Below are 18,026 nucleotides of genomic sequence, written 5' to 3' on the forward strand. Positions count from 1 at the left end.
GCATGTCCTTTCGGTTAGGCCACGAGGCGGTAGTTGGACCGGCGGGGGTCGGTGTCCGGTGTGGTGGTCTTGGTGGGGGCGGGGGTTTCGAGGCGGGCGCGCTGGGTGGCGGCGCGGCGCGTGAGGCGAAGACGAACCATGAGTTCGCCGATGCGCTTGTCAAGCGGGTTCATCGGGTGCCCTCCGTGCAGTCGAGGCAGGTGCCGGTTCGGCGGGGGATGTAGTAGGGCTTGACCTGGCCGCAGTCGGGGCAGGTGCGCCGGGCGGTGAGCGCCTTGTCGATGGCCGCCAGTTGGGCGGCGGTGGCGGTGCGCTTGGGTTGGGCGAGGTCGAGGCGGTAGAGGTAGGCGACGCGCTTACCGCGACGCCAGAGGATCTGCGCGGCGGGATCCTGCCCGCCGGGGCGAAGGTCGCGGGCGCGGAGCTGACGGCGGGTCAGCAAGTCGCCGGGAGCGAGCTTGAACGGGTAGGTGGGCAGGCCGTAGCGCTCGCCGGTCGGGTCGTAGAAGACCATCGGGTCGTCGTCCTCCTGGTCGTCGTCGGCCTGGCCGCCAGCCGGGGTGCCGGTGGCGAAGGTGGGGTGTTCGTAGGTGTCCCGGTCGACGTCCTCGGGCAGGAACGCCGCCGCGCAGACGGCGCAGACGATCGGCCCTTCCTCGAAGGCCGTGACAGCGATGCGCAGCTTGCGGGGGCACTCGCATTCACACGAGACGCCGTTGTTGTTGTTCGTGCGCTGCTTGCCTTCCCCGGTGGGTTCGGGGTGGCGGTAGAAGCGCAGCGCCTCGGTGAGGTCGGTGATGACGGCCCGGTAGCGGGCGCGGGTGAGGTCGGTGAGGGTGCAGGGGGAGTAGCCGAGCTTGTCGTCCTTGGTGGTGGACATGCCGAGTTCGGCGGCCAGGGTGGCGAAGCGCTTGTTGTGCCAGCGGCCCTGCCGGGAGGTGTCCTGGATGCCCCGGACGTCGGCCAGGGCGTGGGTGGCTTCGTGCAGGAGGGTGGTGAACACGGCTTCCGGTTCGCGGGACAGCCCTTCACCGGAGATGAGGATTTCGGGGAGTTGGATGTCGCCGTGCTGCCAGCGCAGAGCGGCGAAGTGGCCCCACTTCATGCCCTGGTTGGGCTTGGTCGGGGAGCCGGAGCCGACGACGAGAACGACGGCCGGGATCTCGGTGTGCTGGGCGCGGATCGCGGCCCACGCCGATTCGAGCGCGCCGACGAGCGCGGCGGTGGAGACGGGGTTTTGACACGTACGTGTCAGGTCGACGGTGTGGGCGGCGGTGCTCATGCGGCCCTCCGGATGGTGTGCGTGCGGTAGGCGATGGCGGCGGCGCACAGCGCCTGCGTGACGTGGGCCGGGGTGCGGCCGGGGGTGGTCTCCCAGGCGAAGACCGGGGCGTGCTGGCCGTCGTGGCCGACGGCGATGAGGTAGGTGTTGAACCACTCGACTGCGGCGCTGTAGGCGTGCTGTTCGGCGTCGGTGATGCCGGTGAGGTACCAGCGGGGCTGGCCGAACACGGCCGCCCGGATCGCGCCGAGGATCGACGCCGGGTACAGGCCGGTGCGGTGACAGGCGCACTTCGCGCGGCACCCGTCATGGGCGTCGTAGAGGCCGGTCGAGGTCCAGCCGTGCCGGTCCAGGTAGAGGGCGGCGCGGTCGAGGACGGCGTGGACGTTGCCGGTCGGCAGCGCGGTGACGGTGCTCATCGGGCGCAGTCGTAGTTGTCGGCGGCGGCGCGCAGGGTGGTGATGACCTGCTCGGCGGTCTGGTCGTCGCGGTCGTTCCACTCGATCGCGTCCGTAGGAGCGGTGTTCCAGTCGTCGCCGTAGGCGATGATGCCGAGGTCGGTCAGGTAGTCGGTGAGGTAGTCGACGGCGCGGGTGCAGTCGCGGGCGCCGCGCCCGTGGGTGGCGGGGACGGTGATGAGGCGGCCGTGGGCGGCCATGCCGATCGCGCCGACGGCGCAGGCGGGCGGGAAGGTCCCGCCCTGGTTGCTGTAGTAGGTGCCCTGGGTCCAGCCGTGGATTTCCAGGTAGCGGGCGGCGCAGCGCAGGGTGTCGGCCGGGGTCAGGTCGGCCAGCGCGCCGGGGGTGGTGGTCGGTTCTTGGGTAGGGTTCATGGCGGCCACGTCCTTTCGTGGGCGGTGGTTGGGTCGGCGGTCCGGGTTCGCTTTCTCAGGGCTCGATCCGGGCCGTCGGCCGCTTCTATCGGTGGTGCAGGTGGAGCCGGAGGAACACCCGCTGCCGGTCGTCATGAGGGCCAGCGGCGGTGGGTGCGGAGCGGAAGACAAGTACGCCCGCATTGCGGGTGATCGCGGTCAGCGCGGCGACGTCCTCACCGGTGCCGACGAGCACCAGGTCCACCACGCGGGTCGGGACAGCGGTCCGGCCGTTCATGCCACCGCTCCGATCTCGGAGCTGTCGTGGCGGCGGGTCCAGGCGGCGTAATCGGCCACGCGGATGATGTCGGTGTCGCTCATGTAGGCGGCCTTGACGCGGTTCGGGATGCCGCCTTCGGCGATGAGGAAGCCCTCGCCCTGGTTGTTCGGGTCGATGGTGTTGGAGGAGAAGCCGCGGGCGTACCAGCCGTGGCCGAGGATGATGTCGCTGGACACGTCGTTGGTGCAGCGGCCGGCGAACCGCCACGCGAACAAGTCCCGCAGCGACGGCGGGATGATGTCCGAGGACGGGCGCTGCGTCGCGGCGGCGACGATGATCCCGACGGCGCGGCCCCGGGCCACGATGTCGCGCAGCAGCGCGGCGAACAGTTCCTGGGTCTTCTTGTCCCCGGCGGTGGCGGAGAAGTAGGCGATCTCGTCGCAGGCGACGAGGATCTGACCGAACACGTCGTTGCGGCCGATCTTGCGGCGGCGGCGCGACATCAGGAACGAGTAGCGGTTGTCCATCACCGTCTGCACCCGCCGCAGGGTCCGGATGGCGTGCTCGATGTCCGGGCCGACGAACACGTCGGCGGCGTCCTGCCACAGACCGAGTTCGACCTGCTTGCCGTCGAGCAGGCACAACCGCACATCCGGGCACAGCGCCGCGTGGCCGACGATGGTGTTCAACAGCGAGGACTTGCCCGCGCCGGGCTCACCGCCGATGAGGATGTTCCGGTAGATCATCGGCAGGTAGACGGCCTGGCCGAACTCGTCGATGCCGAGGAACACCGGGTCGAAGATGGACAAGCCCGCGCCGACCGGCACCGTGTCGGCCGACGTAGCGGGTAGTTCGATGGTGTCGGTGAGATCCATGACGGGCTCCCGGTAGGTCGGTTGACACGTACGTGTCAAAGGCGGGTGAGGGTGGGAAGGGCGCGGACGCTCGACCCGGTAGGGGTGCGTGGTCCGCGCCGTCCCGGCGGTCAGGCGTAGTCGGAGGGGTCGAACCCGTTCGGGCTCGCCTCGGTGGTGGGTTGGTTGCGCGGCTTGCGCGGCCGAGGAGTCTCGGCGGTGAGGGTGGCCGGGGTGTCCGGCACGTCGGGCAGGTCCAGGCCGACAGGCGGCATGCCCGGGGAGGTGGGGGCGTTGGCGGGCATGTCCGTGGGGACGTGGTCCGGCAGCGGGGACACGATGGTTGCCGCGAGGGGTTCGCGGCGGGTGATGTCCAGGCGGATCAAAGCGGCGTAGCGGCGGGAGGCGCGCATGACGCGGACCTCGTTGGCCCAGCAGGCGACGGCGAGCTTCTGCACCTGGCCGTCCTGCTCCAGGTCGCGCAGCGACAGGCCGGGGCGCAGCCACACCCACACCCGCTCACCGGCCGGGGTCGGCTTCGCGGGCAGGATCAGCGGCAGCGAGCCGTGCCGGTTGGTGGCGATGAACGCGGCGAAGCACAGCCGCAGCCGATGCCGCACCACCAGACACCACACGAGCGCCATGACGCGGCGGCGGACCGGGCCGATCGCGGCCGGCACGCCGACGACCAGGGCGACGACGAGCAGCGACCCCCACAGCGGGGTCGACTGCATCAGCGCGGTCCAGCCGTAGACGGCGGCCAGGCCAAGCCCGATTTCCGGCAGCCAGTGCCAGAAGACGCGCAGGACCGGCCACGCCACGATCAGCGCGAACACCACCGCGCCGAGCACAGCGCCGATGACACCGCCGAGCAGGGCGCCCACGATCGGGTGCAGGTAGTGCGAGGCGACGGTGGCGGCCAGGAGGCCGACGACGCCGAGAACGACCCAGAAGGCGATGGTGGCCCGGCGACGGTAGGAGCGAGCGATCGGAGCTTCGATGACGGTGACGTTGCCCCCACGGTTCGACCAGCCGAACGGGGACCGCGACGTAGACTTGGACACGACAAGTCCTCCCAACATGGGACCGGAGTTGTTGACAGGACGCGGGCTCGCAGACGACGCCAATCAACGGCGAGCCCGTGTCCACCACTACTTCTGTTGGAGCAGATGACACGCCCGCTGCTACGCGGCGGCGGTGTCCAGCGGCGTAAGGCCCGAGGCCCGGAACGCCACACCCGAACGGACCTTGCCGTCCCGGTCGTTGACCCAGGGCAGCGCCTCCAGGTCCACCGGAACCACCGGCTGACGAACGGTCACCGGCGGCATCACCGGGTTCACGACCGTCACGTTGATGACCTCCGCCGCACCCTCCGACAGGGCGTAGAGGTGCACGGTCCACATCGGGTTCTTCGTCTCCCGGTCGAACTTCTGCTGGCCGTTCTGGTCCAGCTTCGGCACCGGGTTCACCGACACCTCGTACGACACCCGCGAGGTGTCCAGCAGCAGACGTCCCATGACTGACTCCTTCTCTTGCGAGCTGAGCCCGTATCGCCGGGCCAAGTGCGTCCTCCTTGGACGGCAGCTCTTCTGCAATCAGGGTGCGTCGATCGGTAGTGACGAGTTCACCACGAGACATGGACGCCTAGGGACGTCCTTGGTACGGTAAGTCGTCCCTAGAGTCGTCCCACGGTTCACGAGCCAGGAGCCTCCATGCCGAACGACCGTCTACGCAGCAGGATGCTGACGAAAGGGCTGACGCCTGGGGCACTCGCGGAAAGGCTTGGTGTCGACCCGAAGACCGTCGAGCGGTGGATCACCCAGGACCGGAACCCGTACCCGCGCTATCGCCACACGATCGCTGAGCTGCTGGACGAGAGCGAGTCCTACCTCTGGCCGGACGCTCTGCCGGCGCAGCGAGCAGCGCAGGTCAGCCAGTCCGAGGTGGTCCACATCTACCCTCGCCGCGGAGCAGTCCCGACCGACCTCTGGCAGCAGCTCCTGGAGAAAGCCACCCGGCAGGTCGGCGTCCTGGTCTACGGCGGGCTGTTTCTGCCCGAGTTCAATCACCGATGGGTGCCGACGCTCCGCGAAAAGGCCCTCGCAGGCGCCCAGGTGGAGCTGCTATTCGGTGATCCCGACGGCAAGCACATCGCCGAGCGGGGGGACGACGAGGGCATCGGTGCTGCCATGTCGAGCAAGATTCTGAACGCGCTGGCCTTCTACAAGGACCTACGAGACCTCGACAACGTCGGGATCTACTACCACGACACGATCCTCTACAACTCCATCTACCGCTTCGATGACGAGATGCTGGTCAACACCCACCTCTACGGCACACCGGCCGCCTACGCCCCGGTGTTACATCTCCGACGCATCGGCGGAGCGGAGCTGTTCGACAACTATGTCGCCAGCTTCAAGCAGGTACTCGGAAAGAAGCGGGCCGTCTGGCCGGAGCATTGAGCCACCAGCGGTGAGAGGCTAGGACTATGGCCCGAACCGAGCACTTCAACGACCCGAACGCCCCGAAGCCGAACAGCATCGTTGTCGCGGTCACCGTCTTCGTGCAGGACGAGCTGGGCCGGGTACTCCTCATCCAGCGAACCGACAACGGCCTCTGGGCGCTGCCCGGCGGCGCCCAGGATTTCGGGGAGTACATCGCGGAGACGGCCGTCCGTGAAACGCGCGAGGAGGCCGGCGTGGAGGTCGAGGTGACAGGTGTCGTCGGGATCTACACCAACCCAAATCATGTGGTCGAGTACAGCGATGGCGAAGTGAGGCAGCAGTTCTCGATCTGCTTCCGAGGGCGCTACCTCTCAGGTCGGCCGACCCCGAGCGATGAGTCCTCGGAGGTGCGGTGGGTCGCACGCGACGAGCTGGATGACCTCTCGATCCACCCGTCAATGCGGCTACGGATTAACCACGGCTTCGACAACCGGCAGCAGCCGTACATCGGCTAGGCCGTCAGCCGTTCTTCCGTTCGCCGGACAACTTCACGCAGCGGCGCTTCCGCTTTTATCCAAAAGCGCGTCACTAGGTCATCCGGGCCGTATCGCTCACGGATCTCTGCCAGCCGCTCATCCACGGTCAGGTCTTGACCGTCAGGCCCGGTAGTCATGTCGGCGAACCAGAGAGCGTCGGAGGTCGGCGACTGTTCGAGTGGGAACTCCGTCATGAGAGCAGGCTTCAATCCCCGTTCCTCAGCTTCGTACGAGGCGCACGAGTGATGGGCGACCAGGCTTGCCAGACGTGGTTGGAAACCCTGTCTGAGCAACCATCGAGCACCATCCAGCGCATGAAAGCCGGTGTCAACGATGTCAGGGGCGTAGCCGATGTCATGCAGCCAGGCTGCGGCTTCGAGCACGTCCCCATCGGCCCCCACCAAGTGCTTGAGTGCCCTTGCCTTGGCAGCAACCGCCTGGACATGGCACCAGCGTCGGGGGAGAGCCTCTGCGAGGTGGTGCTTCGCGATGACAGTTGCGCGGCTAGGAAGACTCACTCAGTAATCCTAGGGCTGATGGCTACCCGTAGCTAGGCTCTGGCCTCTTGATCTCCAGCCGCATAGACCCTGGGGCAGTCACGCTTGGCGTTTCGTAGAAACTGTTGGTATCGCTCAAATCGTTCGAAGGCGGGCTTCAGGATTTCGACCGGAACATTTAGTTCCATAAGTAGGCGAGCGGTTATTAGCCATCGAATAGACTTTGCAAGGGTTAGGTGAGAGAATAGCGTGTCATCTGACTCCTCGCCTCGCAAGGAGTGGGCGAAACCGTTTCTGGCATCGCTAATTGCGCGATACCATCGGTTCGTTCGCCCAGTAATTCCAGGGGCGACTAGCGAAACGTCTTCGGCAAGGCGCTGGAGACGCTTGGGAAAGCTCGGCTCGAACAGGTATATCCGCAAGGCGCCTAGGACCAAGCGCTTAGCTTCCTCGTTAATTGGGCTATCTAGAACGGCTTCAAGTGCCTGACTCGTCTCTCCGGGTGTCAGTTGACGTTCATCAGGATAAAGGCGTCTATGCAGCCCTTCGGCGGCCGTGGCCAACTCTAGTAGTTGGTTCTGCACCGTGCGACCACCGTGTTCGACGGTCCCTGCCGCAAGGTGCGGTAGGGGCCTAAGCGCCTCGATCAGCTCAAACCACCTAGCAAATCGGTCTAGTCCGAGCTGCTGCCGACTGATCAGGCTCGGGTCGTCAATCTTTGCTGACCTAAGATCCAGTGGGTCATCCTTCAGGCCGGGAAGAACGACGTCGCACCAAAGGCCGTCCTCCGGCGACTTGATCTGAAACGCAACGGGCGGGCAGTCCCGGTCGTTGAGAAGTGTAAGTAAAACACTCGACCCGAGTACGTATCGCCGCCAAGCTTCACGAATGGATATTCCAGCATCAATCGAAACGCGCAACCAAGTCTTTGTCTCGATAAATGACCCCGCGATCCGTGGAAAGCAAAAAGTGGCCGAAGCGTCCATGGATAACACGCCGACCGTATCGGTCAGCGTCGCCGACAGAGAGTCGGGTTCGGCATAGCTTATTCGTATGCCCTCCGCGTCACGCTCCATTGATAGGCCAACGTGGTGACACCAGGCATCCTGCCCGGCAATTCTGAACCGTACTTGCTGAACCCGCGTACCAAGTCCTTCGATGTGAGCACCAACTACTGCGTACGCCCCCTCTATCACTTCCTGCTGGAGTCCTGAGTTCGGCTCGTCGAAACTAAGCGTGAATCCCTTTACGGTGTGTTTTACCTGGTAGGCGTTGCAGAGCGTGACAACAGTTCTGCTTCCCATCAGCGCGCCGTGAATGGTGCGGGGCGCTGATGGGTCCGCTGGTTCGTAGGTCCTAGTTCCAGGAGCCGAACTGGGCACCTCTTGGACGAAGGACGACAGTGCTCCCAGCAGCTCAACTCTAGGTCGTCTGCCGGTAAGGTCGAGCGTTCCTGGCACGATGAGGTCCGGGTTGTCCGCAAACCAGAAGCGCCCGGATACTCGAAGTTCCGCTTCGCCTGTCATGCCAGCCTCCCCAGCGTCCCGATACATGATCTCAGCAAGGGCTGAGTCTCACAAGGCGACCTAGTCCTGCCGACGATTTACTCGATTTACTCGTTGTGGTGTGAGAACTTTCTGTACGGGATCAAGGCGGCCCGCTTCGCAGGCCGCTCGCGCCGCCGAACCTGGGCCGGGCCGATGGCCCGCCGCCGCGCCTCTGGCCTTCGGCCGCCAGCGCGACGGTCGGAGCCCGCCGGCGGCGCGACATGCGAAGAAGCCCCGGGCCGCCATGATCGATGGCAGTTCCGGGGCTTCGAGTTGGTCGAGACACAGGCAGTGCCTCCGGCGGGGCGCTCGGGCGCTCTGGGATGGTGGCGCCATCCCGGCAACCTTCGTCCGGGCGGAGCCGAGCAGGTGGGGCCTGCCCGGTCAAGGTCGTTCAGACGGTGGTGTGCTCCACCTTGACCGGGCAGGCCCCACCTGCTCCACGATGTGCGGACGAAGGCCGACGGGATGGCCGGGAGGGTCGCGCTCGCAGAAGCGACATTCGCGAGACCGCAAGAACTCGGTCAAAGTACGGCGGAGGAACGAGCAGCGCGTTTTCCAATCGCGTTCCCGGCAACATACGTGCCGGCGGTCAGGCCCGTTCCAGCCCCAAACATGGCCAAACCGGGGGCGACGTTTCCTGTGTCAGCGTAGTGCCATGCCACAAAAGCCAACGCGATCACATTGATGAAGCCGATTGAGACCGTGGCGATCTGTGTCAACCACAATCTCTTATCCATCATGCGGTCATGCGCCGCTTTTTCTAGCTCCATTTGCCACTGATGCTCGGCATGGCGCTTGGCAAGCTCAACAACCTGATCAGCGATTTGTGGTGCAGCATCCTGCCATTGCGCAGCCTTCTCCCAAGGCGTCAACGTTTCCCAGCCGGTGCGCGACCGGCCAGCACTCGCGCTCATGACACGCCAACCGGGAGACGTGGTTTGACCTGCGAGGTTCCCCTCGTTCCTTCAGGAGGCGGACCCATGAGGTCAAGCACATAGTTCATATCTAGGGATGCCTCATCGATCTTCTCAATAGGATCAGTCTTTTCGGGGGGGCCGCCAGATCGCCTCGGCCTGAACCAGAGTCGGCGAAGCTTTTTTTGCCATCTCTCCTTGCGTGTTACTTCCTCGGCGGGCGTCGCTATTCGCGGCGGTTTGGGGTCTTGCGAATACTTACCGTAAGCAAAGCGGATGAGTGAAGAGTCGCTAGACCAGAACCGGCTCTTTGCGTCCCCCCTCATGGTGCCAATCAACCTATTTAAAACGCTCGGTGGCATGGGGGGGAGGTTCGCTGCAAGCGCTGCCTCAATCTTCGCCCCGAAGGCAGGATGCAACTTCCAACTTCTGTCGAGATAGCCGTCGTATATCCACAGTGCCGACCGACGCTTGCTGTGGAAAATTTGAAAATACGAGTTGTCTGAACTTAGGCCTGAAAAATCTCGATTATGCAGAGCGAGAAGAAAGGTGGCGGCGTCGTAAACGTCCTTCCACTCAAGGATGCCGGGTTGCTTAGAGTAGAAGGACAAAGGAACAACCTGCACTAAACGAGCCGCCACTCTTAGAGAGAGATGTGGCTCCCCCACAAGACCCGGAGGAAGGGGGCGGCGCTGTCGCTTGCCCATGCGTGAATGATTCTTTGTGGACTGAGGTTAAGTCAATGCCTGCCGCTATCGCAGTATGTCAAATATTTGACTGATCGGTAAGTCTTTCCAAGCCGATCTTGCAGCTCAGGCGGGTAGGGCAGGCCCGATGATCGTTGGGTGCGACGCTCCAGTAGGACAGTTGTCGACCAAGAGAGGTGGAGCAGGGTCGGCTCGCACAAGACCAATGGGCATAGATCCGGCGCAACTGGAGCTAGAAAGCGCTGTCAGGCGCTGTGAGGCTACGAACGAGGTCGGCAGGCCAGAGCCCCATTTGCCCCCTTCGACATGGTCTCGGGACAAGCGAGGGATTCAGGTTCGAGGGCCTGGTGAGCTGGGAGCGAAGGTCAAGATCATGCCGTACCCAGGCCGTCGGAGGAGAACCGACAGCTACCAATGTTGACCAACCACCACGGTCCTGGCCGCAGGTCAGGGTTAGTCCTGCACCCTTTGATCGACTACGCTCCTGGCCGAGATCAATACCGCTGGAAGTGGTCTCGTCGGAAGACCGACAGCCCAGAAACCTTCACGTTGTGCACTCGCGTCCGTACCGTACGCACTCATGGCGTCGCGTGGAAGATCGAAGTTGTGGCAGTACTGGGGCTACGCGGTTTTGGCGCTGCTCTTTCTATCCCTGGGCAACAACACGATCGGGCCGGGCGTCTACGCCGTTCTCGTCGGCCTCCTGATCGTCTTCGTCCTCTTCCAAGCACCGGTGTACTGCGGCGCGATCAACCGCAAGCGCGGCGGCGTGGTCGAGTTCTGCCGCAACAACTCGACGGGGCTGATCCTGGGATGCCACCTCAGACAGCACAAGTGGCAGAAGTTCGGGCGTGACTGGTGGTCTCTCGGCTGGCGGGAGAAGACCAAGGGCATCTGGACCGGCGCGTCAGCGAAGCTTGCAACAGTCAGCGGCATCGTCGGCACGGTCACGGGGATCATCGGCGTCTTCAAGTAGCCCTGCGACCGGGCACGCCCACCTCCGCTTGCGACAAGATCAACGGGCACAACTCCGGCACAACAGAGGGCGACAAGGGCTGTCAAACGTTGTCAGGCACCGTGAACTGACGCCCTGCTCAGCAGCCCGATCTGTCCGGTCGCGGCGGATAGTCATGAAGCCTGCCGGATTCAGGGTTCGAGTCCCTGGCGGCCCACCTTGTTGATCTTCCATGCGAACCGGCCGGCCGCGACGCTTCGCGACGGCCTGCGTGGCTGCTCGTTGCGGGCTGCGGCTGGCCACGGATCCGCCTCGGTGTGTACTAGCGTCAGGGGGGGTGAGGAACCGCGCTGCGAGGTACGAGCCACTGACGGTGGCGCGCCTGGGTGCTCTGCTCGTTGGATCCGACGAAACGCGACGGTGGCGGCTGGTGGCGGAGTTCCTTGAGGAGTACCGCTGGGAACCGGCCGAGGTGCGCGCCGGTCTGTTGGACCAGGAACCAGCTTCTACCGGTGACGAGCGCTGGGATGTGTTCCTCGCGGCATTGACGGAGCACCTGGCCGCCAAGGACGGGCGTGGTGCGCCGCCGTGGGTCGAGACGCGGTCGCTCCGGCGGTTCTGGTTTCCCTTCAACACCCGTGCCGCCCGGGTCGACGCGGTGGTACACGCGCCAGCAGCATTCCGTCGTCGAGGCGTGTACGTGTCGGCGCAGGAGTTGAACGTCGCGTGAGCCTCGATGATTCACTGTTGGACCGCCCCGCGATCGAAGACGCCTTCCGCCGGCTCGGGGACCGGCTGGCGAGGCGAGGTGTGGTCGCGGACCTCTACATCTTCGGCGGGGCGGCCATGGCTCTGGCCTACGACGCGCGACTCGGGACATCGACGCGGTGTTCCAACCCCATGGCGTCGTGCTCGACGAGGCTCGTGCGGTAGCGGATGAACTCGGGCGTCCTCGCCCGAGCGTGGATCCGCGTGATCTGGCGCTGCTGGCAAGACCGTGTCGCCTACGACCCGGCCCGGCACGGCAACGCAGTACGTCTCAATCAACCCGAACAAAACGATTTGCTCGCTGCCTGAGGTTGACACAGGGGGTGTCATCGGTCGAGCGCATTGCCGAGCCGCTTGAGAGCGTCAACGCCAAGTGATCGTCGCGGGTTGGCCCGTCAGTGGTGGAACCGCCAGCGGGTCGCGGTCAGTCCGTCCGAGCCGTAGCCGAAGGCCCGGACCAGAGAGATCTCGTAGAAGGCGTACCGGGGTGATCCGGGCAGACTCTCGTCGTGGGCTCGACCGTCGCGGATGTCGAATGCCCAGCCGTACTTCGTGGCGAAGGCGGCAGCCACCCCGCGCAGCGCGGCATCGCCTGCGACCTGGTGGGCCTTGCCCTCCACCACCAGGTCGAGGTCTTCGCCGCCGACGGTGAGGACGGTGTGCGGGTTGCGGGCCAGGTTCCGGCCCTTGCGGGAGGCCGGGCGGCTCGCGACGCACGGCGCGCCGTCCACCAGTACCAGCATCACCGGGGCGGCATGCGGGCGACCGTCCGGCCGCACCGTCGACAGCCAGCCCCGGTGCGCCGATCGGAGGCATGACAACGCCTGGCTCCAGGGCTTGATGGTTGCCACGTCGGTGTCGAACGGTGTCGCGTCCTTCGGCCGGAAGAGCAGCTCGGCGATCGGCGTACTGACGGTCATGACGGATCCGTGGAGTCGTCGTACTCGTCGTGCAGCTGCCACCACTGGTAGGGCTGGGTCTGCGGCCAGCCCTCGGGTGAGTCTTCCCAGGTCTCCTGCCGGCCGTACGGCGTCAGGTCGAGGAAGGTCCAGTTGCTGCCGAGCCGTTCCACGCCGCGGGCGGTGGTGGAGTAGGTACGAAAGATCCGGTCGTCGGCGCGGAGGAAGACGTTCAGCGCGAACCCGTCGCCGGCTCCCATGTCGGCGTTGAAGCTGTTGTGCAGCGACGAGTACCAGGGCAGGGTCCAGCCCATCCGGTGCCGTAGCGCCATGAGGTCGGCAAGTGGGCCACCGGAGATCAGCGCGAGGGTGACGTCGCGGGCGTTGAGGTGGGCCGGGTGGCCGACGTTGTCGGTGAACATCGAGCAGCCCGAGCAGATGTCATCGGCCCCGTGCCACATGAAGGTGTACACGATGAGCTGGCGGCGGCCCTGGAACAGGTCGGCCAGACCGACCGGCCCGTCCGGGCCCTCGAACACGTACTCCTGCTCGACCAGCGTCATCGGCAGCCGGCGACGCGCCGCGGCAAGCGCGTCGAGCTGGCGGGTGAGCATCTTCTCGCGGCTGCGCAGGGTGTCCAGCGCGGTCTGCCAGTCCTCGGTCGGCACGATCGGTGGATGGTTCATGCGGCCTCTTCCCCGTCTCGTCAGCGGTATCAGGTCTGCCCGTTCCCTTAAGGAACGATGCCGATGTGACGTTAACAGAGTCCGTTCCCTGAAGGAACCATCATGAGTATCGTGGGGCCATGCAGCGAACGCAGTTCGGCGCGATGGCGTGCTCGATCGCCCGCACCCTCGACGTCATCGGTGAACCGTGGTCGCCGCTGATCCTGCGCGACGTCTACGCCGGCACACACCGCTTCGAGCAACTCCAGCGGGGCCTCGGCGTGTCCCGCAAGGTGCTCGCCGAGCGCCTGAACTGGCTGGTCACCCAGGGCGTGCTGACCCGGCGTGAGTACTCCACCCGGCCGGTCCGCCACGAATACCTGCTCACCGACAAGGGCATGGAGCTGTGCGATCTACTCCTGGTCATGGTGCGGTGGGGCGACCGGTGGACGGCGGGCGAAGCCGGCCCGCCGGTGCTCTACCGCCACCACGCCTGCGGCCGGACCAGCCAGGTGGAACTGCGGTGCTCGGCGTGCGGACAACCCATGCACGCCACGGACATCAACCTACTACCCGGCCCCGGCGCAGACTCGCGCGACGAAGATGGACTACCCGACCGAGACGAACGCCGGCAGCCCGGATGAGCGCCTGTCTCCGCGAGGCCACGCCGGAAGCCGGCCGAGCTTCGTCACCCGGTCGACCATCGACCGCACTCAGCGGTCGTCGCATCGAAAACGGTGCCCCCACATAAACGCTCGTTAGGCCTAAGGTCAGCGGCTATGGTGAATACGAGTCGCAACCTGGGACTGGGGCACGGCAGCGCGTTCGGCGAGCGTGGGGTGGCGAAGCGGCTGGGCACATTGAGCCGGCACACATCACTGACCGGCCGGCGATTACTGGAGATCGGCTGCGGAGACGGCACGTACACGATGCGGCTGGTCGGCGCGTTCGAGCAGATCGAGGCCGTGGACATCCAGCAGGATCGGTTGGCGCTGTTCCGGAAGCGGCTGGCCGAGGACCCGGCGGCGGCCCGGAAGATCAACGTGCGGGAGTTGTCCGCTACCGAGCTGGACTATCCGGACGAGAGCTTCGACCTGGTCACCGCCATCGAGGTGGTGGAGCACATCGACGACCTCGATGCCGCCCTGCGGCAGGTCCATCGCGTGCTCGTTCCCGGCGGCTGCTTCGCCCTGACGACGCCCAACCGGTGGTTCCCGTTCGAGACTCATGGGTTCCTGATCCGCGGGAAGCGGTACCGGCCCGCGCGGGGTCCGTTCCTGCCGTGGATCGTGCCGCTGCACCGGCGGCTGGCAGATGCCCGTTGCTTCACCGCCCGCGGCTTGTCCGCGCAGCTCCGGCGGGCCGGGCTGGAGCCGGTAGCGGTGGACTACATCATGCCGCCGTTCGACCGGTCCGGCTTCGGGCGTCGTATCCGGCCGGTGACCGACGCGGTCGAGCGATCGCCGTTGAAGTTCTTCGGCATGGCCCTGGCGGTGGTCGCCCGCCGACCGGCATGACGGTCCACCAAGGCACCCAGGTTTAGCGGCTTTCCGGATGGCTATGAGGGGTATCGATCCGCAGACCCCATGAGCAGACCCGCGAGCGAGGAGAGCCGATGGCCAGCGCTGCGATCCCGTCCGACGATCCGACCCGCACCCTCGTCCACGCCCGTCCCGACGACCCCGCCCTCACGCACCTCGCCATCGCGGGCGGCACCTACACGATCCTGGTCACCGGCGAGCAGACGGCCGGCCGGTACTGCCTGATCGACATGCGCGTTCCGCCGGGCGGTGGGCCGCCTCCGCACCGGCACGACTTCGAGGAGATGTTCACGGTGCTCGACGGGGCGGTGGAGTTCACGTTCCGGGGCGAGCAGACCGTCGCGCGGGCCGGGGAGACGATCAACATCCCGGCGAACGCGCCGCACTTCTTCCGCAACTCGTTCGACCAGCCCGCGCGGCTGCTGTGCATGTGCACCCCTGCCGGGCAGGACGAGTATTTCCTGCGCGTGGGCGATCGGGTGGACGGTCCCACCTCGCCGCCGCCGGCTCTCACCGACGAGGAGCAGGCCGAGCGCCGGAACCGGGCCGCCGCGCTGGCCTCCGAATACCGCTCGGAGTTGCTTGTCCCTTGACCTGGCGGGCACGAATCAGGCGTGCCGGGCGGCGATCTCTCGCAGGCCTTCGTAGAACGTGACCAGCTCGGTGTCGCTCTGGTCGATGGTCCGCAGGCGGCGGGCCGCGCCCTCGGTGAGCGCGGCCGCAATTCGCTCGGCTCGGTCCGGTTCCATGCCCGGCAGCCTCAGCAGGCCCATCGCCCGGGCAGGCCACATGTGCAGCTCCAAGTCGTCGTCCTGGAGCATCCCGGCCGGCACCGACTCGATGATGTTCGCGTAGACGCGGCCCTGGATGTACCACTCCCGGTCGGCGTCGAAGACCACGATGACCACTGCCGCCTCCGCTCCCCTCGCGCGCGGCCGCCGCACACACTCCGAGCCAGGCTAATGCTCAGAGACGCGACGGGCGGACCCGATCGTGTTCAGACCGGGCCCGCCCGTCGCGCGCCTTCCGTACGAGGGGGTCAGCTCGCCGCGACGAGCTGGAACCGCTGGTTGGCCTGGCTGTTGCAGTCGTAGATCTGCACCTGCTGGCCGTTACCGGTGCCCCAGACGTCGAGGCAGCGGCCGGACTGGACTCCGCTGATGGTGCCGTTGGAGTTGACGTTCCACTGCTGGTTCGTCTGGCCGTTGCAGCTGTAGATCTGGACGGCCGAGCCGTTGCCGGAGCCGGCGGCGTCCAGGCACATCGAGCCGTACACGGTCAGCTGCCGGCTGGAGGTGTAGGTCCACCGCTGGTTGGTCTGGCCGTGGCAGTCGTAGAGCTGCACCCGGGTGCCGTTGCTCTGCGAGGAGTTCGGCACGTCGATGCACCGGCCGGACTGGCTGCCGACGATCCGGCTGGCGCCGCTGGTCGGCGGCGGCGTGGTCGGTCCGCCGGTCGGGGTCACGGTCGGCGTCACGGTCGGGGTGGGGTTGGGCTTCGCGGCGTTGAGGGCGTTGAGGACCGAGTTGTACGCGGCCTTCTTGTTGCCGCTGCCGTCGAAGAGCAGCGGGTTCTCGTTGGAGCGCCACGAGTCGCTGTCGCGGACGCCCCACACGGTGATGCCGATGCAGCGCGGCACGTTCAGGCACGCCTGGGTCAGCCCGGCGTACTGGCTGGTGGACGAGTTGGTGACGTCGACCTCGGTCAGCGCCACGTCGACGCCGAGGGCGGCGAAGTTCTGCAGCGTGGTCTGGAAGTTGCCGGGCAGCGAGCTGCCGCCGGTGAAGTGGGTCTGCAGGCCCACGCAGTCGATCGGGACGCCGCGGGACTTGAAGTCCCGGATCATGTTGTAGACGCCCTGCGTCTTGCCGTACGACCAGTTCTCGATGTTGTAGTCGTTGTAGCAGAGCTTGGTCGACGGGTCGGCCGCCCGGGCGGTGCGGAACGCGACCTCGATCCAGTCGTTGCCGGTGCCCTGGAGGTTGGAGCTGCGGCGGCTGCCGTCCTCGTTGAACGCCTCGTTGACCACGTCCCACGCGGCGAGCTTGCCCCGGTAGTGGGCCATCACGCCGTTGATGTGGTCGATCATGGCCTGACGAAGGTTACTGCCGTTCAGGCTCTGCATCCAGCCGGGCTGCTGCGCGTGCCAGGCCAGCGTGTGGCCGCGGACCTGGAGACCGCGCTGGGTCGCCCAGTTGTAGATCTGGTCGCCGGAGGAGAAGTTGAACTGGCCCCGGTTGGGCTGCAGCGCTTCCGGCTTCATCTCGTTCTCGGCCGTGATCATGTTGAACTCACGCGCCGCGATGGTGCTGTACGTGGAGTCGCCCAGCCGGTTCGCCGCGATGGCGGTGCCGAAGTAGCGGCCCGACTGTGCCGCGGCGGCACCGAGCGTGCTCGCCGCCGCCTGGGCCAGGCTGGGCACCACGAGCGCGGCACCGGCAAGTGCGAGCGCGCTGGTGACGGCGGCCAGCACCACGCGGTGGCTGCGCCTCGGTAGATGTTTCATGACACTCCTCTGCATATCGGACGATGATGCGCTGGCGATGCCCGGCTGGACGCGGGTGGGAGCCGGCGGTGCGCCCACCCCCGCGTCACTGCCCTGAAACTTTTCGAAGATGTACCGGTAACTTCCCTGGGAAGATATCCGCGACGGCACGATCGGTCAATGTCGATGTCAACGCGAACATGGACTCAACCGGCTGATCAGCGCGGGAGTCCACAGATGTCCGTGAGAACGAAGCGCGACGAGAGCCGCGGCGAGGACCGAAAGTTTCGGAAAATCCTGGCGCGACCGGTCAGCGATCGACCGCGGCGTCGTAGCGCTCGCGGTTGGCGTGCACCTCGTCCATGTGCGCCTCGGCCCACACCTTGATGCCGTACGTCAGCCGGTGCAGCGACAGACCCAGGTCGGTCAGTTCGTAGGTGACGGTCACCGGCACGCTCGGCGTCACGGTGCGGGTGACCAGGCCATCGCGTTCCAGTGAGCGCAACGTCTGGGTGAGCATCTTCTGGCTGACCCCGGCCAGCCGGCGGGACAGCTCGGAGTAGCGCATGGCCCGCGGCTCGGCGTTGCGGTCCGGGCCGTCACGACCGAGCGCGGCCAGGATCAGCGCCACCCACTTGTCGGAGATCCGGTCCAGGAGTTGCCGGCTCGGGCAGCCGGCGAGGAACGCGTCGTACTCGGCCCGCGCCTGCGCCCGCTTCTGCGCCGCCGTCTGCGTCGGCATCGTCCGCGCCTCCCACCCCGAGGTACCCAACGCACTCCGAAGTGCGTACTTCCCGAAAGAAAGTTACCCCTCCATCGTGGAGCAGGTCACCCCTCA

23 protein-coding genes are annotated in these 18,026 nt (G+C 66.2%); 7 read left to right on the forward strand and 16 right to left on the reverse strand.

Going from position 1 to position 18,026, the window contains the following annotated elements; translation table 11 throughout:
* Positions 1–14: 14 nt before the first annotated feature.
* From ACN27C_RS07010 to ACN27C_RS07045, 8 genes are all read right to left on the reverse strand, one after another.
* Positions 15–173 (reverse strand): hypothetical protein, encoded by a 159-nt coding sequence (locus tag ACN27C_RS07010; protein ID WP_422750745.1) that lies wholly within the window; start codon positions 171–173, stop codon positions 15–17.
* On the reverse strand, positions 170–514 hold the full coding sequence (locus tag ACN27C_RS07015; protein WP_422751589.1) for an RRQRL motif-containing zinc-binding protein: 345 nt from the start codon (positions 512–514) through the stop codon (positions 170–172). The genes ACN27C_RS07010 and ACN27C_RS07015 overlap by 4 nt, the downstream gene beginning before the upstream one ends.
* Before the next feature lie 764 nt (positions 515–1,278).
* Entirely contained in the window at positions 1,279–1,701 is a 423-nt protein-coding gene (locus ACN27C_RS07020) for a DUF6197 family protein (RefSeq protein ID WP_422750746.1), read from the reverse strand.
* Positions 1,698–2,114, reverse strand: a complete 417-nt coding sequence (locus tag ACN27C_RS07025) for a DUF6197 family protein (RefSeq protein ID WP_422750747.1) — start codon at positions 2,112–2,114, stop codon at positions 1,698–1,700. The genes ACN27C_RS07020 and ACN27C_RS07025 overlap by 4 nt, the downstream gene beginning before the upstream one ends.
* Positions 2,115–2,199: 85 nt before the next feature.
* Positions 2,200–2,391: a hypothetical protein gene (locus ACN27C_RS07030; protein WP_357480615.1), complete on the reverse strand. Its 192-nt coding sequence runs from the start codon at positions 2,389–2,391 to the stop codon at positions 2,200–2,202.
* Complete coding sequence (locus tag ACN27C_RS07035) at positions 2,388–3,248, reverse strand: FtsK/SpoIIIE domain-containing protein (protein ID WP_422750748.1); 861 nt, start codon at positions 3,246–3,248, stop codon at positions 2,388–2,390. Before ACN27C_RS07035 ends, ACN27C_RS07030 begins: the two co-directional genes overlap by 4 nt.
* A 110-nt stretch (positions 3,249–3,358) precedes the next feature.
* Entirely contained in the window at positions 3,359–4,291 is a 933-nt protein-coding gene (locus ACN27C_RS07040) for a hypothetical protein (protein WP_422750749.1), read from the reverse strand.
* A gap of 120 nt (positions 4,292–4,411) precedes the next feature.
* Complete coding sequence (locus ACN27C_RS07045) at positions 4,412–4,744, reverse strand: hypothetical protein (RefSeq protein ID WP_128136812.1); 333 nt, start codon at positions 4,742–4,744, stop codon at positions 4,412–4,414.
* A 195-nt stretch (positions 4,745–4,939) separates the two neighbouring features.
* Between ACN27C_RS07045 and ACN27C_RS07050 the strand changes: the two genes are divergently transcribed.
* Together ACN27C_RS07050 and ACN27C_RS07055 are read left to right on the forward strand one after the other, a co-directional pair.
* A complete protein-coding gene (locus ACN27C_RS07050; protein ID WP_422750750.1) occupies positions 4,940–5,689 on the forward strand; it encodes a helix-turn-helix domain-containing protein in 750 nt (249 codons plus the stop codon).
* Positions 5,690–5,715: 26 nt separating this feature from the next.
* Positions 5,716–6,186: an NUDIX hydrolase gene (locus ACN27C_RS07055; protein WP_422750751.1), complete on the forward strand. Its 471-nt coding sequence runs from the start codon at positions 5,716–5,718 to the stop codon at positions 6,184–6,186.
* Here ACN27C_RS07055 and ACN27C_RS07060 read toward each other — a convergent pair.
* The 3 genes from ACN27C_RS07060 to ACN27C_RS07070 all read right to left on the reverse strand — a co-directional run bounded on the left by ACN27C_RS07060 (position 6,183) and on the right by ACN27C_RS07070 (position 9,168).
* Positions 6,183–6,725 (reverse strand): HDIG domain-containing metalloprotein, encoded by a 543-nt coding sequence (locus ACN27C_RS07060; protein ID WP_422750752.1) that lies wholly within the window; start codon positions 6,723–6,725, stop codon positions 6,183–6,185. The genes ACN27C_RS07055 and ACN27C_RS07060 overlap by 4 nt on opposite strands.
* Positions 6,726–6,757: 32 nt before the next feature.
* A complete protein-coding gene (locus ACN27C_RS07065; protein ID WP_422750753.1) occupies positions 6,758–8,230 on the reverse strand; it encodes a HEPN domain-containing protein in 1,473 nt (490 codons plus the stop codon).
* A 545-nt stretch (positions 8,231–8,775) separates the two neighbouring features.
* Positions 8,776–9,168, reverse strand: coding sequence for a hypothetical protein (locus tag ACN27C_RS07070; RefSeq protein WP_422750754.1), 393 nt, complete (start codon positions 9,166–9,168; stop codon positions 8,776–8,778).
* A 1,287-nt stretch (positions 9,169–10,455) separates the two neighbouring features.
* Here ACN27C_RS07070 and ACN27C_RS07075 point away from each other — a divergent pair.
* A complete protein-coding gene (locus tag ACN27C_RS07075) occupies positions 10,456–10,851 on the forward strand; it encodes a hypothetical protein (protein ID WP_422750755.1) in 396 nt (131 codons plus the stop codon).
* A 409-nt stretch (positions 10,852–11,260) separates the two neighbouring features.
* A complete protein-coding gene (locus ACN27C_RS07080) occupies positions 11,261–11,560 on the forward strand; it encodes a hypothetical protein (protein WP_091330427.1) in 300 nt (99 codons plus the stop codon).
* 433 nt (positions 11,561–11,993) lie between these two features.
* Here the strand turns inward: ACN27C_RS07080 and ACN27C_RS07085 are convergent, their stop codons facing one another.
* Both ACN27C_RS07085 and ACN27C_RS07090 read right to left on the reverse strand, forming a co-directional pair.
* Positions 11,994–12,518: a pyridoxamine 5'-phosphate oxidase family protein gene (locus ACN27C_RS07085; RefSeq protein WP_187690094.1), complete on the reverse strand. Its 525-nt coding sequence runs from the start codon at positions 12,516–12,518 to the stop codon at positions 11,994–11,996.
* Positions 12,515–13,183 carry a DUF899 domain-containing protein gene (locus tag ACN27C_RS07090; RefSeq protein ID WP_355111279.1) on the reverse strand — a complete coding sequence of 223 codons (669 nt, stop codon included), beginning with the start codon at positions 13,181–13,183 and terminating at the stop codon, positions 12,515–12,517. The genes ACN27C_RS07085 and ACN27C_RS07090 overlap by 4 nt, the downstream gene beginning before the upstream one ends.
* A gap of 119 nt (positions 13,184–13,302) precedes the next feature.
* Between ACN27C_RS07090 and ACN27C_RS07095 the strand changes: the two genes are divergently transcribed.
* The 3 genes from ACN27C_RS07095 to ACN27C_RS07105 all read left to right on the forward strand — a co-directional run bounded on the left by ACN27C_RS07095 (position 13,303) and on the right by ACN27C_RS07105 (position 15,296).
* On the forward strand, positions 13,303–13,806 hold the full coding sequence (locus ACN27C_RS07095) for a winged helix-turn-helix transcriptional regulator (RefSeq protein WP_422750756.1): 504 nt from the start codon (positions 13,303–13,305) through the stop codon (positions 13,804–13,806).
* 135 nt (positions 13,807–13,941) lie between these two features.
* Positions 13,942–14,679, forward strand: coding sequence for a class I SAM-dependent methyltransferase (locus ACN27C_RS07100; protein ID WP_422750757.1), 738 nt, complete (start codon positions 13,942–13,944; stop codon positions 14,677–14,679).
* Positions 14,680–14,777: 98 nt separating this feature from the next.
* On the forward strand, positions 14,778–15,296 hold the full coding sequence (locus ACN27C_RS07105; RefSeq protein WP_422750759.1) for a cupin domain-containing protein: 519 nt from the start codon (positions 14,778–14,780) through the stop codon (positions 15,294–15,296).
* Positions 15,297–15,311: 15 nt separating this feature from the next.
* Here the strand turns inward: ACN27C_RS07105 and ACN27C_RS07110 are convergent, their stop codons facing one another.
* From ACN27C_RS07110 to ACN27C_RS07120, 3 genes are all read right to left on the reverse strand, one after another.
* Positions 15,312–15,611 (reverse strand): hypothetical protein, encoded by a 300-nt coding sequence (locus ACN27C_RS07110; protein WP_422750760.1) that lies wholly within the window; start codon positions 15,609–15,611, stop codon positions 15,312–15,314.
* 131 nt (positions 15,612–15,742) lie between these two features.
* Positions 15,743–17,209: an endo-1,4-beta-xylanase gene (locus ACN27C_RS07115; RefSeq protein ID WP_422750761.1), complete on the reverse strand. Its 1,467-nt coding sequence runs from the start codon at positions 17,207–17,209 to the stop codon at positions 15,743–15,745.
* 289 nt (positions 17,210–17,498) lie between these two features.
* The gene (locus ACN27C_RS07120) at positions 17,499–17,930 is read right to left on the reverse strand and encodes a winged helix-turn-helix transcriptional regulator (protein ID WP_422750762.1); all 432 of its coding nucleotides are present in this window, start codon (positions 17,928–17,930) and stop codon (positions 17,499–17,501) included.
* Positions 17,931–18,026: the final 96 nt, after the last annotated feature.

The sequence above is a fragment of the Micromonospora sp. WMMD1219 genome (genome assembly GCF_049315215.1).
In the GTDB taxonomy this organism is placed as follows: Bacteria; Actinomycetota; Actinomycetes; order Mycobacteriales; family Micromonosporaceae; genus Micromonospora; species Micromonospora tulbaghiae.

Excerpts from the sequence above, each read along its gene's own strand:
- ACN27C_RS07010 (WP_422750745.1), bottom strand. The coding sequence starts at position 173 with ATGAACCCGCTTGACAAGCGCATCGGCGAACTCATGGTTCGTCTTCGC.
- ACN27C_RS07015 (WP_422751589.1), bottom strand. The coding sequence starts at position 514 with ATGGTCTTCTACGACCCGACCGGCGAGCGCTACGGCCTGCCCACCTAC.
- ACN27C_RS07020 (WP_422750746.1), bottom strand. The coding sequence starts at position 1,701 with ATGAGCACCGTCACCGCGCTGCCGACCGGCAACGTCCACGCCGTCCTC.
- ACN27C_RS07025 (WP_422750747.1), bottom strand. The coding sequence starts at position 2,114 with ATGAACCCTACCCAAGAACCGACCACCACCCCCGGCGCGCTGGCCGAC.
- ACN27C_RS07030 (WP_357480615.1), bottom strand. The coding sequence starts at position 2,391 with ATGAACGGCCGGACCGCTGTCCCGACCCGCGTGGTGGACCTGGTGCTC.
- ACN27C_RS07035 (WP_422750748.1), bottom strand. The coding sequence starts at position 3,248 with ATGGATCTCACCGACACCATCGAACTACCCGCTACGTCGGCCGACACG.
- ACN27C_RS07045 (WP_128136812.1), bottom strand. The coding sequence starts at position 4,744 with ATGGGACGTCTGCTGCTGGACACCTCGCGGGTGTCGTACGAGGTGTCG.
- ACN27C_RS07050 (WP_422750750.1), top strand. The coding sequence starts at position 4,940 with ATGCCGAACGACCGTCTACGCAGCAGGATGCTGACGAAAGGGCTGACG.
- ACN27C_RS07055 (WP_422750751.1), top strand. The coding sequence starts at position 5,716 with ATGGCCCGAACCGAGCACTTCAACGACCCGAACGCCCCGAAGCCGAAC.
- ACN27C_RS07065 (WP_422750753.1), bottom strand. The coding sequence starts at position 8,230 with ATGACAGGCGAAGCGGAACTTCGAGTATCCGGGCGCTTCTGGTTTGCG.
- ACN27C_RS07070 (WP_422750754.1), bottom strand. The coding sequence starts at position 9,168 with ATGAGCGCGAGTGCTGGCCGGTCGCGCACCGGCTGGGAAACGTTGACG.
- ACN27C_RS07075 (WP_422750755.1), top strand. The coding sequence starts at position 10,456 with ATGGCGTCGCGTGGAAGATCGAAGTTGTGGCAGTACTGGGGCTACGCG.
- ACN27C_RS07085 (WP_187690094.1), bottom strand. The coding sequence starts at position 12,518 with ATGACCGTCAGTACGCCGATCGCCGAGCTGCTCTTCCGGCCGAAGGAC.
- ACN27C_RS07090 (WP_355111279.1), bottom strand. The coding sequence starts at position 13,183 with ATGAACCATCCACCGATCGTGCCGACCGAGGACTGGCAGACCGCGCTG.
- ACN27C_RS07095 (WP_422750756.1), top strand. The coding sequence starts at position 13,303 with ATGCAGCGAACGCAGTTCGGCGCGATGGCGTGCTCGATCGCCCGCACC.
- ACN27C_RS07100 (WP_422750757.1), top strand. The coding sequence starts at position 13,942 with ATGGTGAATACGAGTCGCAACCTGGGACTGGGGCACGGCAGCGCGTTC.
- ACN27C_RS07105 (WP_422750759.1), top strand. The coding sequence starts at position 14,778 with ATGGCCAGCGCTGCGATCCCGTCCGACGATCCGACCCGCACCCTCGTC.
- ACN27C_RS07115 (WP_422750761.1), bottom strand. The coding sequence starts at position 17,209 with ATGAAACATCTACCGAGGCGCAGCCACCGCGTGGTGCTGGCCGCCGTC.
- ACN27C_RS07120 (WP_422750762.1), bottom strand. The coding sequence starts at position 17,930 with ATGCCGACGCAGACGGCGGCGCAGAAGCGGGCGCAGGCGCGGGCCGAG.